Genomic DNA, 14,628 nt, shown 5'->3' with positions numbered 1-14,628 from the left:
CCGAACATCTGCGGGCCGCTGTCCAGGCCGGGTTTGCCGAGCTCCGGCGCCGAAACCGTGGAGACCATCGCCCGGTGGTCCCGCGACCCCGCGAGCGCCGGAGGGCGTCGCGGAGCGCCCCGTCGGCGTATCTCCAGCGCCTCGGTCAGACGCCCAGCGACCGCATCTGTCCCTCCAGTCGGCTGAGCAACTCCCCGAGCAGGTCGGCCAGTTCACCCTGCCGCCCGTCGTCCATGGCGGACAGTGCGGCGCTCTCGTAGGCGAGTTGCTCGGGCATGATGCCGTCGACGAGGTCCCGGCCGGCGTCGGTGAGCCGGAGGTGCGCGACACGACGGTCGCGGCTGTCGCCCCGGCGTTCCACCAGACCGCGTGCGGTGAGCTGCTTGAGGCGCTTGGTGACGGCCGCACCGGACGAGTAGGTCTCGCGGGCCAGTTCGCCGGGGGTCAGCTCGTGGCCCTTGCGGCGCAGCGCGCCGAGCACGTCGAACTCGGGGCGGCTCAGTCCGGCCCGCCGCAGTGGCGCGTCCTCGGCCTGCTGCAGGAGGGCGGCGCAGCGGTTCACGCGGCCGATGATCTCCATGGGACCGGTGTCCAGGTCCGGCCGGACGGCCTGCCACTGCCGGACGACGGCCGACACCGTGTCGTTCCGCGCCGGGCCGCCGTTCCCGTTTCCGTTCCCGTTTCCGTCCCCGTTTCCGGACCGCCCGTCGTCCCCGGCCCCGTCCCTGTTCCCGTTTCCGCTCCGGGACCGCCCGTCGTCCATGTCCCGGTTCCCGTCCGCGCTCCGGGACGCCCCGTCGTCGGCGTTCCCGGCTCCCCCGTCGCCGACCGGCCGACTGGACCGGTCACCACTCGACCGGTCGCCGCCGCCCGGTCGCTCCTCGGGCGTGTCCGGGGCGCCGGCTGCGGGGGTCCGCCGCGGCGCTTCCCCGGTCGCGGGCTGTTCCGGTGTTCCGTCCCCGGCCGCTGTACGCCCCTGCTTCCCCGTCATCCCCGTACGTCCTCCACTCTCGCCTTCGCGTCCCGGTCCAGGAGCAGCCCTGGCGCCGTACCGTCGCCGCGAGCGTACGGTGTCCCGACCACTCGGCCGCCACGACCCGCTCCTCGGGCGTCGCGCCCTGCCACCACTGGCCGGACGCGACGTCGGCGGTGGTCGCAGGGCGACCGTGTGCCGCAAGGGTCTCCGGCCGGGCTGGTGGCCGTCTTCGGGAAGGACTTCGGTCTCGCTCTCGCCCTGCTGCCGGAGCGTGCCGGACCGGACTCGGCTCGGCCCCGGACCGGACTCGGCGGAGACCGCGATGGGGGCATATTGCGCATTTCGGCTTCTTTAGCCTGTTTTTTCTCATGGACGATTCACCGCGCTCCGCCCGGCGCTCCCCATGTACCTCCTTGCGCCCGCGTGCGCGCTGCGTGTCGCGGGCATCGCATTCGGTGATTGCGGCATTCGGTGACCGGCGACGTCGAGCGGGGAGGTACGCGTGCACGGACCGGCTTCGTCCGGCTGGCTGCTGGTGGCGTTGTGTGCGGCGACCGGGGCGTACTGCCTGCTGCGCATGCGCAGCAGGGTCGAGGAACAGCGTCGGGCCGCGGGCGGCGAGGCGCTGATGGGATTCGGGATGGCCGTGATGGCCGTGCCCCCGGCCGTGTTCACCCCTCCGGCCTGGGCCTGGCCCGCGTACGCCGCTGTCTTCGGCACAGCCGCGCTGCGGGCGCTGTGGGCGGCCCGGGCGAGCGCATGCCATCTGCATCACCTGGTCGGCGCCGGGGCCATGGTCTACATGGCCGCCGCGATGGCCGTCTCCCCCGCCCCGGCCCACGCGCACGAGCACGGCGGCGCAGGGGTGCCGCTGTTGACGGGCGTGCTGCTGCTGTACTTCGCCGGCTACGTCCTCGTCTCGGGGGTCCGGCTGGTGCCGGCTGCCGGGGCGGGCACGTCCGCCGCGCCCTGGAGCGACCGGCCGGAAGTCGTCCGGGCGTGCCGTCTGTCCATGGGAATCGGCATGCTGGCGATGCTTCTGACGATGTGATCCGCGCGACGGCCTGCGTCACTTCGCCGCGGACAGCCGCACTCCGGGTGGCGGCACGCTCATAGGGTGCTGTTCATGACGGTCACCGCGGTCCTGCTGCTGCTCGGGGCTCTGACCGCAGTGGTCGCCCCCCGACTGCTCGCCCGGGCCGACTGGCCCGACCGTGAACCGGTGGTCGCCCTGTGGGCGTGGCAGTGCGTGGTGGCCGCGATCCTGTTGTGCTGCGCGCTGTCCATGACACTGAGTGCGGAGGCCGCCTGGCAGGGGGTGCGCCGACAGGTCTTCGCGCCGGCTCCGCAGGAGGTCGTGGAGGCGTACACGGCGGGTGGGGCCGGCCCCTGGGCCCCGGCGACCGCGATGGCGCTGGCCTGCGGCGGGATGTGGAGCGGAACGATGCTCGTGCGGGAGATCCTGCGCAGCCGGGCCGGACACCGGTCCCGCCAGGCCGAACTGCGGTTGCGGGCACCGCTGTTGCCGGGCGAGGCGGCCTCCTCCGGCGGGCTGCTCGTGGTGGAGGGTGAGCGCCCCGACGCCTGGTGGCTGTCGGGCGCACGGCCCCGACTGGTCGTCACCACGGCCGCGTTGCGGCGCCTGAAGGGGCGTCAGCTCGATGCCGTACTCGCACACGAGCAGGGACACGCCCGGGCGCGGCACGACTGGCTGTTGCGCTGCTCGGCAGCGCTGGCCACCGGGTTCCCGCGGGTTCCGGTGTTCGCCGCGTTCCGCGGCGAGATGCACCGGCTGGTCGAGCTCGCCGCCGACGACACCGCGTCGCGCCGCTTCGGCCGGCGGACGACCGCGCTGGCGCTGGTCGAACTCAACGAGGACCGGGGGGTGTTCGGCCCCGCTCCCGCCTCGCAGGCCCATGTCCCGCCGCGGGTGGGCCGGTTGCTCGCACCGCCCGACCGCCTCACCGCGACCCGTCGGCTCGCACTGACGGTCGCGGCCGCGCTGCTGCCGGTGATCCCGGTTCTGGTGACCCTGGTACCGGGTCTGCGGGCGCTGGACTGAGCGTCCAGAAGCGCGGGCAGCGCTGGGTGAGCGTCCTCAGACGCACGGGCAGCCTGGGTGAGCGTCCTCCGGCACACCACGGCGCCGGGGTCCGCCGACGCGTGCACCGTGTCAGGGTGAGCGTCCACCGCCGGGCGAGCGGCGCCGGCCGTACCCGGGTCGGGCGGCCGGGCCGGACCCCCGCTCCCGCCTCGGGGATCTCCTCCCCCGAGGCGGGAGCACTTCCCGGATCGGGCCCTCCGAATCCCGTGTCGGCAGCCCCGCACGGGTTTCCGGTACCACGGGTCGGCGAGGATCTGGTTATGCACCATGCGCCCCTCGACTCCCCGCCCCGTCCCGCGGCCCTGCACATGTTCCTCCGCACCGCGGCGGTACTGGGGCTGTGTTCCGTGCTGCTGCTCGTGCTGGTAGCGGTCGAGTGGCGTCCCCTGATCTCCGCCGACGACGACGTCTCCCGCACCACGCATCGCTGGGCCCTCGCCGACCCCGACGTCACGCAGGCCTGCCGCATCCTCACCGACTGGGTCTGGGACCCGGTGACGATGCGACTGCTGGGGGCTGCGGTGGCCGTGTGGCTGGTGTGGCGCCATGCGGACTGGTGGACGGCCGGATGGCTGGTCGTCACGGCCGCCCTGGGCACGCTTCTCCAGCAGGGGCTCAAGGCCGCGGTGGGCCGGGCCCGGCCGTCCTGGCCCGACCCCGTCGACTCCGCCCACTATGCGGCCTACCCCTCGGGGCACGCCCTGACCGCCACCGTCGTCCTAGGGCTCCTGCTGTGGCTGCTGCACCGGCAGGGTGTCGGCCGCGCGCTGTGGCGGGGGGCACTGTCCGTGGCGGCGCTGTCCGTGGCGGGCGTGGGGCTCACCCGGGTCTGGCTGGGCGTGCACTGGCCCTCGGACGTCCTGGGCGGCTGGCTGCTCGGGGCGATGCTGGTGGCCCTGGCGATCGCGGTGAAGCTGCGATGGCGGCCGTGACGGCGCCTGGACGGCGCCTGGACGGCGGTACGCCTACGTGGGGCCGCCGGAGCTGCGTCGGACGGTCGTCGACGGGGCAGGCGGCCGGGTGATCCGCAGCGCCGCGGACCTGGAAGGCGAGCCGGAACGGGACGGCGGCACGGCCGCGGACGACGGCGGGAAGCCGTTCACCCACGTCGCCGGCCGCGACGGGCTGCTGCGGCTCGCGCCCCGCCGCAGCGAGCACGTGGCCTGCGCCGAGGGTCAGGACGTCCTCGGTGCGGGCGAGATCTCCTTCCGCCGCACCCCGGGCGGGCCCCAGGTGCACGAGGTCAGCAACCAGTCCACCGGTTACCGCCCCGATCCCGACTCCTGGCCGACCGTCGCCGCCGCGCTGGACCGGGCAGGCATCGCCCGGCCCGACGGTTTCACGCACGCCCTGGTGTTCCGGCGCTGCGAGGGACGCGGGGAGCACAACGTGGTGCGCGAGGCGGTCTGCGTCTTCCGCGACGACGATCTTCCGCCGGACTGGAACATGGCCGCTTCTCGGCAGCCGCAGCCGCACGGGGTTCCTAGGATTTCCGCATGACCACCGTGCTGTTCGACTTCTCCGGGACCCTCTTCCGCATCGAGTCCACCCGGCGGTGGCTCAGCGCGGTGCTCGACGCCGCGGGCATCGCGCTCGCCGAACCGGAGCTCGCCGAGAAGGCGCGGGCGCTGGAGGCGGCGGGCGCCCTGCCGGGCGGGGCGGCTCCGGCCCGTCTGCCCGAGGAGATGGCCGGGGTGTGGGGAGTCCGGGATCAGAGCGCCGAGCTGCACCGGGCCGCGTACACGGGCCTGTCCCGTCAGGTGCCGCTGCCGGATCCGGCGCTGCACGAGGCCCTCTACGACCGGCACCGGACGCCGGCGGCCTGGACGCCGTATCCCGACGCCCGCGAGGTGCTGAGCGGGTTGCGCGAGCGTGGGTCCCGGATCGGCGTCGTCAGCAACATCGGCTGGGATCTGCGCCCGGTGTTCCGCGCGCACGGTCTCGACCGGTACGTCGACGCGTACGTGCTGTCGTACGAGCACGGTGTGCAGAAGCCCGACCGGCGGCTGTTCACGGTCGCGTGCGAGGCGCTGGACGCCGATCCCCGCGACACGCTGATGGTGGGCGACGACCGCAGGGCGGACGGCGGCGCCGCGGCGCTGGGCTGCGCGGTGCACTTCGTGGATCATCTGCCTGCGGCCGAGCGTCCGGACGGGCTGCGCCCGGTGCTGGACCTCGTGGGCTGACCGGCGTACGGCGGTGTCGGAACGTCGGCATCAGTAGCCCGAGGACACCATCAGACGAACAGTGCGCCCACTCTGGACGATCCCCCGCGTCGCCCAGAGCAGGCGCCGGCCCGGTGCGCTCCGCCGGAGCGGCCGGGACGTCCTGAGTATAGTTGGCTGGCAGCCAGTCAACGCAGGAGTTACAGGATGTCCCCGCGCAGCGCCTCGGTCAATGAAGAATTGCGGCGTCGTTCCCGGGAGCGGCTCCTGCAGGCGGCCGTGGAGCTGGTGGGCGAGCGCGGTTACGAGGCGACCACGCTCGGCGACATCGCGGACCGGGCCGGCTCGGCACGCGGTCTCGTGTCGTACTACTTTCCCGGGAAGCGGCAGCTGGTGCAGTCGGCGGTGCACCGGCTGATGCACCGCACCCTGGAGGAGGCGCTGGAGCGCGAGCCGCACACCGAGGACGGCCGGGAACGGATGGCGCGGGCCATCGACGCGATCATGGGGCTGGCCCGGGACCGTACCGTGCTGATGCGCCAGCACATGGCGGGCATGCTGCAGGCCGAGGGCTTCGTGCAGTGCCCGGAGCAGCAGCGACTGGCAGAGCTGCTGCGGGAGACCGCGGCCCGGCACGGGGCGCAGGACCTCGACCACGACTATCCGATACTGCGCTCCCAGTTGATGGGCGCCGTCTACGCGATGGTCCTGCCCAACGTGCCCCTGCCGCTGACGACGCTGCGCGCCGAGCTCTTCGCGCGCTACCGGCTCGACTGGGAGCTGGGGGTCCCGCCGGACGCCGAGGCGCCCGGCGGGGGGTGCGGCGCCGACCTGTCGCGGTTCTTCGCGACCGGCCCGACGCCCGGTGATCAGTCGAAGTAGTCCGGCTGGGTCTGGACGTTGAGCTCGCCCAGATGGATCCGACCGGCCGGATCCGTGCGCCGGTCGCTGAGCTTGAGCACGTCGAAGCCCTTGGCGATGTCGTTCGAGTAGATGTAGCCGTTGTAGTAGTACGCCGACCACGCGCCACCGGTCTGCAGGGTCGTGGTGCTCAGCGGACCGCGCTCGAAGTAGGCGATCTCCCTCGGCTTCGCCGAGTCGGTGAAGTCCCAGACGGAGACGCCGCCCTGGTACCAGGCCTGGACCATGAGGTCCTTGCCCTTGACCGGGATCAGCGAGCCGTTGTGGGCGACGCAGTTCTCGGTGGCCGCCTGGTAGCGCGGGATCTTGTAGTAGCTGCGGAAGACGAGCTTGCGCTTGTCGCCCTTGCCGGTGATGTCGTAGATGCCGTCGGCGCCACGGGTGGGGCCGGTCGCCGCGTCACAGGTGGCCGCGCCGCCGCCGCCCAGCTCATCGGTGAAGACGACCTTGTTCGCCTTCTGGTTGAAGGTGGCCGAGTGCCAGAAGGCGAAGTTGACGTTGTCCTGCACCCGGTCGATGACCTTCGGGTGCTCCGGGTCCCTGATGGAGAACAGGATGCCGTCGCCCATGCAGGCGCCGGCCGCCAGGCCCTTCCCGGGCAGCACGGTGATGTCGTGGCAGCCGGTCGTCTTGGACACGCCGGGATTGGTCGGACCGCCCGGGTTGCCGCCGCCGTCCGGGCCCTCGCCGGGGAACAGCACGGGGAAGCCGACGACCGCCGCCTTCTCGGGCGCGTTGCGCGGCACCTTGATGACGGAGATGCCGTCGTGCGGGGGCTGACAGTCGGGGTAGGCGGCGTTGGGCGAGTACGAGGAGACGTAGATGTAGACGTTCTTGCGCTCGGGCACCAGGGTGTGTGTGTGCGAACCGCACGCGGTCTCGACGGCGGCGACGTATCTCGGGTTCCTCTTGTCGCTGATGTCGAAGACCTTCATGCCCTCCCACGAGGACTTCTCGGTGACCGGCTGCGTGGTGCTGTTGCAACTGCTGTCGCTGCGCGAGGAGTCGGTCGACAGGAAGAGCAGGTTGCCGGAGACGGAGACGTCGTTCTGCGAGCCGGGACAGAGCACCTGGGCCACGGTCTTCGGTGCCTTCGGGTTGCCGATGTCGAAGATGCGGAAGCCGTCGTAGTTGCCGGCGAAGGCGTACCGCCCCTGGAAGGCCAGGTCCGAATTGATGCCCGGCAGGACGTCCTTGGGGATGTTCGTGAGGTGCTGGATGTTGTCGGAGTGGACGATCTCGTCCTGCCCGGGTATCTCGCCGGCGGCGATCGCGGCGCTCGCCCGGGTCCGGGCGTCGCTGGTCACCTGCCGCTCGGCGGCGGGGCCGTCCCCCGGGTCGGGGGTCGCGGCCGCCGGGACCGCCGTGAGCAGCGCGGCCAGGAGCCCGGTGCAGGCGGCGGCGGCTTTCCACCGTCTGCGTCGTGTTCGAGGATCGTTCGACAGTGTCACTGCATCCTCCCTAGTCACCGTTCACGCGGGAACGGTTCGCGGTGCTCCGAGTATCGTCTTCATCATGCACATATCAAGGGTCGGCAAGGCACTCGTCATGAACTGATTCGGTTCGGCGGCGCTGTCGGCGGTGCATGAATTCGGACGAGGGCGGGCCCGCCCTCGACTCGCCTGCTCCAGGAGGTCGTTGTGCTCGTCCGCCGCGTACCCCTCGTGTCAGCCTCGCTGCTCCTCGCCCTGGCCCTCGCCGGCTGCGACTCGGGGACGGATGCCGGGTCGGGCGCGGTGAGCGGCCCTTCGGTGATCGCTCCGGGCAAGCCGGGCGAGGCGAACCGCACCCTCTCGGCACAGGACGCGGCCGAGCAGCGCGCCGACGACGACACACCCAACTCCGCCGACGTGACCTACACGCGGAAGATGATCGAACACCACGCCCAGGCTCTGGAGATGACCGCACTTGTGCCGGACCGCGCCGCATCGGGGGACGTCAAACGCCTCGCGCTGCGCATCTCCGCGGCGCAGGGGCCGGAGATCAAGGCCATGGAGGGCTGGCTCACCACTCATGGCCGAAAGACGACGGGCGGCGGGCACACGCACACGGCGATGCCCGGCATGGCGACCGCGGCCCAGCTGACCGCGCTGCGGGCGGCCCGCGGGAAGGCGTTCGACACGCTCTTCCTCACCCTGATGATCACTCACCACGAAGGTGCGCTCACGATGGCCGCGGACGTCAAGGCGCAGGGCAACAACGAACGGGTCGAGGAGATGGCGGACGACGTGATCGCGCAGCAGACGAGCGAGATCACACGGATGAACGGGATGCGCTGACGTTTCCCGACGCCCCGTGAGGGATCGCCACCGAACCGGGGAAGGAGCGGAACTCCCGGCGCCGTGCGCGATGTTCGGCGCCGGGCGGAACGTCAGCGGCGGGCGTGACGCGGCGTCAGGTATCCGGCGTCGCGCGCCCTCCCGATCAGCCGCAGCGACCGTCGCCTGCTGCGCCCCGTCGCGTACATCACCGCGAGGACGGGATCCATCCCCTCGCCCTGGGCCGCGCGGTACTCCTGCGCCGCCAGCCACAGCCCCTCGACGGCGCGCGGCCACAACCGGCGGGCCCGCCGGGCCCCGAAGAGTTCCCCGGCGCAGTGCCCGGCCTCCACCACCGCCGGGCGGCCCGCACCCCCCACACCCTTCGTGCGGTCCGCGATCCCCATCCCTTCCGCGGCTCCCGAAGGGCCCGCCGTCCCCGTGCGGTCTGCGGCCCTCGCGTCCCGCCCGTCCGGCGTCGCGTCCGGCACGGGTTCGTCGCCGCCTTCGTCGCCTTCGTAGCCTTCGGACCCGTCGAGGAGGGGTCCCTCGATCCAGTCCGCGAGCAGGGTCAGGTCGACGAGCGAGAGGGCGGGCCGGGCCCGGATGTCCTCGACGCAGACCCGGCCCTCACCGACGACGGCGAGCAGGTCGACACGCGCCCCGTCGGTGAACGACAGCCGGACATAGGACCAGGAAGTGGCGCTCCCCTCCTCCCGGACCTCCCACGCCGGCCGCACTGACACCGCGCAGTCCTCGGCGGAACGATCAGAAAGATTAAGAAACGACGCTCCCAGCACATCCGCAACGTAACCACGTGATCACTTTGCGCACGAACGGACACGCGTACGGCGCGACCGTACGGCGCCCTGTCAGCGGAGCCGTGACGGTGCCATGCTGGAGACACCAGCGAATCTCCTCCGACCTTCGGGGTAAGGAGTTCCGCCGTGCTCCGTGTCGCCGTCGTCGGCTCCGGGCCGAGTGGTGTCTACACCGCCCAGAGTCTGGTCCAGCTTGACCCGGACGTCCTCGTCGACGTCCTGGACCGCCTGCCCTGCCCGTACGGGCTGGTGCGGTACGGCGTCGCCCCGGACCACGAGAAGATCAAGTCCCTGCAGCAGAACCTGCGCGCCGTGCTCGAGCACGAACGGGTCCGTTTCCTCGGCGGCGTACGGGTGGGCGCGGACGGCGTGCCTGCGGCACATCTGCGCGAGCTCTACCACGCGGTCGTGTACTGCGTCGGCGCCGCGACCGACCGGCACCTCGGCATCCCCGGTGAAGAGCTGCCCGGCAGCTGGTCGGCGACGGAGTTCGTCTCCTGGTACAGCGCCCACCCGGACGCCGTACCCGCACGGTTCCTGCACGGCGTCGACTCGGCGGTGGTGGTGGGGATCGGGAACGTAGCGGTGGACGTCACCCGGATCCTGGCGCGGGGCGCCGCCGAACTGAGCCCCACCGACATGCCTCAGGCGGCGCTGGCCGCGCTCGCGGCGAGCGAGGTGAGCGAGATCCACATGGTGGGACGGCGCGGCCCGTCGCAGGCCCGGTTCACCACCAAGGAACTGCGGGAGCTGGGCACTCTGCCGGACGCCGAGGTCGTCGTCGACGAGGCGGAGCTGGCGCTCGATCCGGCGTACACGGATCCTTCCGGGCTTGCGGCGGCGCAGCGCCGCAACGTGGAGGTGCTGCGCGGCTGGGCGGCGTCGCCGGCGCGCGGCGCCCGGCGGCGCATCCGGCTGCGGTTCTTCCTGCGGCCCGTCGAACTGCGCGCCGTCGAAGGCCGGTTGGGCGTGGCGCGGTTCGAGCGGACAGCGCCTGACGGGCGCGGCGGGGTGACCGGCACCGGCCGGTACGAGGACGTCCCGGCGCAGTTGGCCCTGCGGTCGGTGGGCTACCGGGGCACCCCGCTGGAGGGCCTGCCGTTCGACGTCGGGCAGGGCACCGTGCCGCATCTGGCGGGACGGGTGGTGCGTGGCGGTGAGGTGGCGCCGGGCGAGTACGTGGCGGGCTGGATCAAGCGTGGCCCGACCGGTGTCATCGGCACCAACCGGCCGTGCGCGAAGGAGACAGCGACGTCCCTGCTGGCGGATGCTCCCGCCCTCGTGCGCCGGGAGCTGCCCGGCGACCCGCTCGCGCTGCTGCGGGCCGCCGGGACCGAGCCCGTCGGGTGGGCCGGCTGGCTGGCGATCGAACGGGCCGAGGCCGAGCTCGGCGCCTCGCTGGGCCGCGGGGCGGTCAAACTACCGGACTGGCCCTCACTGCGGGCGGCGGCGGGCCCGGCCTCCGTCGGCCTCCAGGACCCGCCGCCCCTCCGGTGACACCGCGGGTGCTCACCGCCGATCACGCCTTCTCGGTGTGCACCGCCGGTCGCGCCCCTCCGGAGAACACTGCCGGTCGCGGCCCTCCGGCGGACACCTCCGTCACGGCCCGCTCGTGATCGTGTGCGGCAGCCTGTCGTGTCAGGAGCTCGTGAGGACGACCAGGCGCTGGGTGGCCCGGGTCATCGCGACATAGCGGTCGACCGCTCCCTCGACGCCCGTCCCGAAGGTCTCCGGGTCGATCAGGACGACCAGGTCGAACTCGAGCCCCTTGGACAGTTCCGGCGTCAGCGACCGCACGCGCGAGGTCGGCCGGAACGCGGGGTCGCCGATGACGCAGGCGATCCCGTCGTCGTGCTCGGCGAGCCAGGCCTGGAGGACCGGCTCCAGCTCCGACACGTCCCCGTGCACGACCGGGACGCCGCTGCTGCGGATGGAGGTCGGGACGTTGGCGTCCGCAAGCGCGGCCCGGATGACCGGTTCGGCCTCCGCCATGACCTCCTCAGGGGTCCGGTAGTTGACGGTCAGGGACGCCACGCTGATCCGGTCGAGCCCGATCCGCTCGAGCCGTTCCTGCCAGGACTCGGTGAACCCGTGCCGGGCCTGGGCACGGTCCCCGACGATGGTGAAACTCCGGGACGGGCAGCGCAGCAGCAGCATCTGCCACTCCGCGTCGGTCAGCTCCTGCGCCTCGTCCACCACGATGTGGGCGAACGGGCCGGCCAGCAGGTCCGGGTCGGCGATGGACAGTTCGCTCTCGTCGACCAGGCTGACCTGGGCGTCCTCGCCGCGCAGCATGGTGACCAGGCCTTCGCCGTCGTCACCGTCGGCCCCGGAGTCGGCCACGGCCGCGATCAGGTTGTCGACGACCTGCGTCATGCGCTCGCGCTGGGCCGCGAGGACGGCCTTGTGCCGGACCTTGCGCCGGGCCTCCCTCGGGTCGCCGAGCCGCTGGCGTGCCGCGTCCAGGAGCGGCAGGTCGCAGACCGTCCAGGCCTGGGGGTCCGCCCGTTGCAGCGCGCGCACCTCGTCCGGGGTGAGCCAGGGGGCGCACATCCGCAGATACGCGGGCACCGACCACAGGTCGCCCACCAGGTCGGCCGCTTCCAGCAGCGGCCATGCCCGGTTGAGGGCGTCGACCAGTTCGCGGTCGTGCCGCAGCGCCTTGCGGAACAGCTCCGGTGCGACGTCTCCGCCGTGCTTGTCCAGCAGGATCGTGACCAGTTCCTCCCAGACGACGTCGCGCGCCTCGTTGTGCGGAGTGCCCGGCGACGGCGCGTCGAACGCCTCGGCCCAGTCATCGGCGTCGAGCCGGACGTCGGCGTCCGAGACGGTGACCGTCATCGCCTCGGTCGGGGGCGACTCGTAGAAGCGGACGGCCGTCTCGATCGCCTTCACCATGTCGGCGGACGACTTCAGCCGGGCCGCCGTCGGGTCTGCCTCGACCGCCGCGTCGGCCCCCTCGGTGACGAGGTCGCGCAGGACGCAGGTCTGCACGCCCTCCTCGCCGAGGCTCGGCAGGACGTCGGCCACATAGGCCAGGTAGGGCCGGTGCGGGCCGACGAACAGCACACCGCCCCGGCGGTGCCCGAGGCGGGGGTCGGAGTAGAGGAGATAGGCCGACCGGTGCAGGGCCACGACGGTCTTCCCGGTGCCCGGGCCTCCGTCGACGACGAGCGCGCCCCGCGAACCGGCGCGGATGACGGCGTCCTGGTCGGCCTGGATGGTGGCGAGCACGTCGCGCATCCGGCCCGACCGCCGGCCGCCCAGACTGGCGATGAAGGCCGACTGGTCGTCGAGCGCGGCATGCCCTTCGAGGCCGTCGGCGGTGAACACCTCGTCCCAGTAGTCGCTGATCCGGCCGCGCGTCCAGCGGTAGCGGCGGCGGCTCACCAGGCCCATCGGGTCGGCATGGGTGGCCGCGAAGAACGGCTCGGCCGCCGGGGAACGCCAGTCGATCAGCAGTCGGTGGCCCGTGCTGTCGGTGAGGCCGATGCGTCCGACGTACAGGGGCTCGGGGTCGTCGGCGCCGACCATGTGCCCGAGGCACAGGTCCAGGCCGAAGCGGTTCAGTGAGCGCAGCCGGCCCGTCAGCCGGTGGATCTCCTGGTCGCGGTCCATCGCCTCCCGGCCGAGGCCGCCGGGGGCCCGGCGCTCGGCGTCGAGGCGGGCGGAGAGTTCGGCGATCGTCTGCTCGAGGCTCTCCGCGATCGCCGCGAAGTGCTGCTCGTCGCGGGCGATCAGCTTCGGGTCGGCTTTGGCGGACAGCCGGTCGGGAAGGTCGAACGCGCCGGCGGTCGAGGGGGCCATGTGGTCGACATGCACTTCGTAGATCACTCATTTCCGCAGGTTCGGGCCTCGGCCTGCGATTCTGCGGTACGACGGGGGTCTTGCCGCAAGCCCCCGGGTGCGCTATACGTTGAAAGTGGCAAGGAGTGTGGTCTTCCTCCGTTGCCCTTTCCTTTCGTCCGCCGCGGTCGGGCGGTTCCTCCGGACTCCCGAGATCGTACGCGTGCCCCAGGAGCGGCCGGGGTCGCCGGCCGCTCCTCGAACGTCAACTCCGCGTGCAGGAAGCACCGTTGAGCGTGAAAGTACCTGGCGCCGCGCTGTTTCCGGTGTGGTTGGCCTGGTAGCCGATGGTGACGCTCGCACCGGCTGCGAGTGTGCCGTTGTAGGTCGCGTTCGTGGCCGTGACCGCTCCGGAGGCCGGCGCGTACGTGGCGCCCCAGCCGTTGGTGATGGTCTGGCCGGAGGGCAGCGTGAAGCCGAGCCGCCAGCCGTCGATCGCGCTCGACCCGGTGTTGGTGAGGGTCACGGAGGCGGTCAGACCGGTGCTCCAGGCGCTGGTCGTCGCGGTCACCTTGCAGCCGGTGGGCTGCGGTTGCGGGGTGGGTCCGGCGGAGTCCAGGCCGAAGAAGGTCAGGACGCGGGCGGCCATGCCCCAGGCGTACAGGTTGTGCCCGACGCCCCCCAGACTGACGGCCTCGACCGGGGCCTGGTCACCGGTGCCGCCGTAGCGGGTGCGGGTCCAGCCGGAGGCGGGCGAGTCGGTGGCGGCCGGGGTCTGGCTCACGCCCCGGACATTGGTCCACTGCTTGATCTCCTCGCCGAAGTTGGGGTAGCGCAGCACGTCGTCCTCGGTGCCGTGCCACACCTGCATGCGCGGCCGGGTCCCGGTGTAGCCCGGATAGGCCCCCCGCACGAGGTCGCCCCACTCCTGCGCGGTGTGGACGACGCCGCCGCCGGAGCAGGCGCTGTTCCACTCGGAGCCGTCGGACGTGGCGAAGCAGCCGAAGGGGACGCCGGAGAAGGCGGAGCCGGCCGCGAACACGTCGGGGTAGTCACCGAGCAGGACGTTGGTCATCATCGCCCCGGAGGAGATGCCGGTGGCGTAGACGCGGGCGGTGTCGGCGGCGTACGCGGCGGTCACCCAGTCGATCATCGACTTGACGCCGACGGGGTCACTGCCGCCGCCGCGCCTGAGCGCCTGGGGCGACGAGACGTCGAAACACTTGCTGCTGCGGGTGACGGACGGGTACACGATCACGAACCCGTACCGGTCGGCCAGTTGGGCGTACTCGGTGCCGGAGTGCATCGCGGGTCCGGATCCTCCGCACCAGTGCACCGCGACGAGTACGGCCGGGTGCGCGGTGACGTTCGCCGGCGCGTAGACGTACATCTGGAGGTTGCTGGGGTTGGTGCCGAAGCCGGTGACCTCGGTCAGTGTGGCGGCGGGCACCGGCGCGGCGGCCCTCGGCGCCGCGGAGGCGGCGGGAGCGGTGAGAAGGGCGGCCGTGAGCAGGAGCAGGAGGGCGCCTAACAGGGGGCGCAGCGCCCTGCCGAGGGAGTTGACCCGATCGATCATGTGGCTGTCCCTTTCCGGTAG

Annotated in this window: 13 protein-coding genes; 8 read left to right on the top strand and 5 right to left on the bottom strand. The window is 72.5% G+C overall.

Annotation, left to right across the window (positions count from 1 at the left end; all coding sequences use genetic code 11):
* Window positions 1–145: 145 nt before the first annotated feature.
* Window positions 146–637: a MarR family winged helix-turn-helix transcriptional regulator gene (locus tag C6376_RS37820; RefSeq protein ID WP_107449419.1), complete on the bottom strand. Its 492-nt coding sequence runs from the start codon at window positions 635–637 to the stop codon at window positions 146–148.
* An 841-nt stretch (window positions 638–1,478) separates the two neighbouring features.
* Between C6376_RS37820 and C6376_RS37815 the strand changes: the two genes are divergently transcribed.
* From C6376_RS37815 to C6376_RS37790, 6 genes are all read left to right on the top strand, one after another.
* A complete protein-coding gene (locus C6376_RS37815) occupies window positions 1,479–2,027 on the top strand; it encodes a DUF5134 domain-containing protein (RefSeq protein ID WP_107447511.1) in 549 nt (182 codons plus the stop codon).
* A gap of 75 nt (window positions 2,028–2,102) precedes the next feature.
* Window positions 2,103–3,038, top strand: a complete 936-nt coding sequence (locus C6376_RS37810) for a M56 family metallopeptidase (RefSeq protein ID WP_107449418.1) — start codon at window positions 2,103–2,105, stop codon at window positions 3,036–3,038.
* 302 nt (window positions 3,039–3,340) lie between these two features.
* Window positions 3,341–4,012 carry a phosphatase PAP2 family protein gene (locus C6376_RS37805; RefSeq protein ID WP_107447510.1) on the top strand — a complete coding sequence of 224 codons (672 nt, stop codon included), beginning with the start codon at window positions 3,341–3,343 and terminating at the stop codon, window positions 4,010–4,012.
* 37 nt (window positions 4,013–4,049) lie between these two features.
* Entirely contained in the window at window positions 4,050–4,580 is a 531-nt protein-coding gene (locus C6376_RS37800; protein ID WP_107447509.1) for a hypothetical protein, read from the top strand.
* On the top strand, window positions 4,577–5,266 hold the full coding sequence (locus C6376_RS37795) for an HAD family hydrolase (RefSeq protein ID WP_107447508.1): 690 nt from the start codon (window positions 4,577–4,579) through the stop codon (window positions 5,264–5,266). The genes C6376_RS37800 and C6376_RS37795 overlap by 4 nt, the downstream gene beginning before the upstream one ends.
* 186 nt (window positions 5,267–5,452) lie before the next feature.
* Window positions 5,453–6,127 carry a TetR/AcrR family transcriptional regulator gene (locus tag C6376_RS37790; RefSeq protein ID WP_107447507.1) on the top strand — a complete coding sequence of 225 codons (675 nt, stop codon included), beginning with the start codon at window positions 5,453–5,455 and terminating at the stop codon, window positions 6,125–6,127.
* Here the strand turns inward: C6376_RS37790 and C6376_RS37785 are convergent.
* Window positions 6,115–7,617 carry an LVIVD repeat-containing protein gene (locus C6376_RS37785; protein WP_107447506.1) on the bottom strand — a complete coding sequence of 501 codons (1,503 nt, stop codon included), beginning with the start codon at window positions 7,615–7,617 and terminating at the stop codon, window positions 6,115–6,117. The genes C6376_RS37790 and C6376_RS37785 overlap by 13 nt on opposite strands.
* A 189-nt stretch (window positions 7,618–7,806) precedes the next feature.
* On the opposite strand from C6376_RS37785, the gene C6376_RS37780 reads away from it, so the two are divergent.
* Window positions 7,807–8,445 carry a DUF305 domain-containing protein gene (locus tag C6376_RS37780; RefSeq protein WP_107447505.1) on the top strand — a complete coding sequence of 213 codons (639 nt, stop codon included), beginning with the start codon at window positions 7,807–7,809 and terminating at the stop codon, window positions 8,443–8,445.
* Window positions 8,446–8,537: 92 nt separating this feature from the next.
* Here C6376_RS37780 and C6376_RS37775 read toward each other — a convergent pair whose 3' ends face one another.
* The gene (locus tag C6376_RS37775) at window positions 8,538–9,170 is read right to left on the bottom strand and encodes a DUF6214 family protein (RefSeq protein ID WP_107447504.1); all 633 of its coding nucleotides are present in this window, start codon (window positions 9,168–9,170) and stop codon (window positions 8,538–8,540) included.
* A gap of 201 nt (window positions 9,171–9,371) precedes the next feature.
* Between C6376_RS37775 and C6376_RS37770 the strand changes: the two genes are divergently transcribed.
* A complete protein-coding gene (locus tag C6376_RS37770) occupies window positions 9,372–10,742 on the top strand; it encodes an FAD-dependent oxidoreductase (protein WP_107447503.1) in 1,371 nt (456 codons plus the stop codon).
* Between the two features lie 141 nt (window positions 10,743–10,883).
* Here the strand turns inward: C6376_RS37770 and helR are convergent, their stop codons facing one another.
* Window positions 10,884–13,052, bottom strand: a complete 2,169-nt coding sequence (gene helR / locus C6376_RS37765) for an RNA polymerase recycling motor ATPase HelR (RefSeq protein WP_107449417.1) — start codon at window positions 13,050–13,052, stop codon at window positions 10,884–10,886.
* 244 nt (window positions 13,053–13,296) lie between these two features.
* Window positions 13,297–14,607: a PHB depolymerase family esterase gene (locus C6376_RS37755; protein ID WP_107447501.1), complete on the bottom strand. Its 1,311-nt coding sequence runs from the start codon at window positions 14,605–14,607 to the stop codon at window positions 13,297–13,299.
* Window positions 14,608–14,628: the final 21 nt, after the last annotated feature.

It is taken from the genome of Streptomyces sp. P3, assembly GCF_003032475.1.
Taxonomy (GTDB): Bacteria; Actinomycetota; Actinomycetes; order Streptomycetales; family Streptomycetaceae; genus Streptomyces.
Note: the sequence above shows the minus strand (reverse complement) of the source record. Positions and strands in the feature narration are given on the sequence as shown.

Excerpts from the sequence above, each read along its gene's own strand:
- C6376_RS37810 (WP_107449418.1), top strand. The coding sequence starts at position 2,103 with ATGACGGTCACCGCGGTCCTGCTGCTGCTCGGGGCTCTGACCGCAGTG.
- C6376_RS37805 (WP_107447510.1), top strand. The coding sequence starts at position 3,341 with ATGCACCATGCGCCCCTCGACTCCCCGCCCCGTCCCGCGGCCCTGCAC.
- C6376_RS37795 (WP_107447508.1), top strand. The coding sequence starts at position 4,577 with ATGACCACCGTGCTGTTCGACTTCTCCGGGACCCTCTTCCGCATCGAG.
- C6376_RS37790 (WP_107447507.1), top strand. The coding sequence starts at position 5,453 with ATGTCCCCGCGCAGCGCCTCGGTCAATGAAGAATTGCGGCGTCGTTCC.
- helR (WP_107449417.1), bottom strand. The coding sequence starts at position 13,052 with ATGGCCCCCTCGACCGCCGGCGCGTTCGACCTTCCCGACCGGCTGTCC.
- C6376_RS37755 (WP_107447501.1), bottom strand. The coding sequence starts at position 14,607 with ATGATCGATCGGGTCAACTCCCTCGGCAGGGCGCTGCGCCCCCTGTTA.